We start from the raw sequence: 1,320 nt of genomic DNA, 5'->3' as shown, positions 1-1,320 counted from the left end.
GGTAATCCCCCCTTATTTAACCGAACCTAGAAGTAGAGTTAATTAAGCAACCATGGCCAGTCGCTGTTTCGGGGTAATGCCGCCCAATGCCATGTTTGGACGTTGATGATTATATTTATACATCCATTGCGTTGCGAACTCCTGAACCTCGTTAATACTTTCCCAATAATGCTGAGATAACCATTCATATCTGACGGTGCGATTAAAGCGCTCCACATAGGCATTTTGTTGTGGCTTACCTGGTTGGATGTGTTGTATGTGGATTTGATGCTTTGCTGCCCATTCCATTAGTCTGCCGCTAATCAGTTCCGGCCCGTTGTCCGCTCGAATCACACAAGGCTTACCTCGCCAAGCAATGATCTGATCCAAGCTGCGAACGACTCGCTCAGACGGTAAAGAGAAGTCTACTTCAATGCATAAGGCTTCACGATTAAAGTCATCAATCACATTAAATAGCCGGATGGATCTGCCATCTTGTAACTGGTCATGCATAAAATCCATTGACCATACTTGGTTGATGCTCAGCGGTACCACCAACGCATCGGGTTTATCTCGCACTAAACGTTTTCGGGGTTTGATGCGTAGGTTGAGCTCAAGCTCGCGGTAAATCCGGTAGATGCGTTTGTGGTTCCATGTGTAGTTCTTGACATTGCGTAGATACAGATAGCAAAGGCCAAAGCCCCAACTGCGGTTGTTATCCGTTAAGCGGATCAGCCAATTCGCAATGAGTTCATTCTGCGCATTATTCTTAGCTTCATAGCGATAGCAGGTCTCACTCACGCCAAAGATCTCACAGGCTAGTCTGATCGATACATGGTTTTGGGATACTGCCTTTTGGGCCATCTCACGTCTGTGAGACGGCCTCACCACTTTTTTGTGATGGCCTCATTGAGTATCTCTGCCTTGAGCTTTTCTTCGATGTACATCTTCTTTAAGCGGGCATTTTCAGCCTCAAGCTCCTTCATGCGAGCCATCATGGAGGTATCCATACCACCGTATTTGGCACGCCACTTGTAGAAAGTAGCGGCACTGATGCCCAGCTCACGGCAGACTTCTGGGACGGCTAAGCCAGCATCAACCCGCTTTAAGGTATCCATGATCTGGCTGTCGGTAAATTTAGAACGCTTCATGTAGAACTCCTCTTATTGAGAAAATTCTACCTCTGAGCTCAGTTAACCTGCGGGGGGATTACCCTTGGGTTTGGGGTGCTGGAGGTCTGTAACCCAATGCACTATGCGGCCTGACATGGTTATAGTGTTTCACCCACTCCCCCACGATGATCTGGGCCTCTTTTAAGCTTTAGAAGATCTCCCCATCCAA

Annotated in this window: 1 protein-coding gene and 1 pseudogene; both read right to left on the bottom strand. The window is 47.4% G+C overall.

From position 1 onward, the window contains the following. Positions 1 to 42: 42 nt before the first annotated feature. A protein-coding gene (locus ICN13_RS09995; protein ID WP_216140208.1) for an IS3 family transposase occupies positions 43 to 1,130 on the bottom strand; the annotation gives its coding sequence in 2 pieces (ribosomal slippage) (positions 43 to 878 and positions 878 to 1,130; 1,089 coding nt in all). A gap of 58 nt (positions 1,131 to 1,188) precedes the next feature. Further along, positions 1,189 to 1,320: pseudogene (locus tag ICN13_RS09990) on the bottom strand (integrase core domain-containing protein); the annotation flags it as partial.

The organism is Polynucleobacter sp. MWH-Berg-3C6 (assembly GCF_018881855.1).
GTDB lineage: Bacteria > Pseudomonadota > Gammaproteobacteria > Burkholderiales > Burkholderiaceae > Polynucleobacter.
This window is presented reverse-complemented; position numbering and strand designations above follow the sequence as displayed.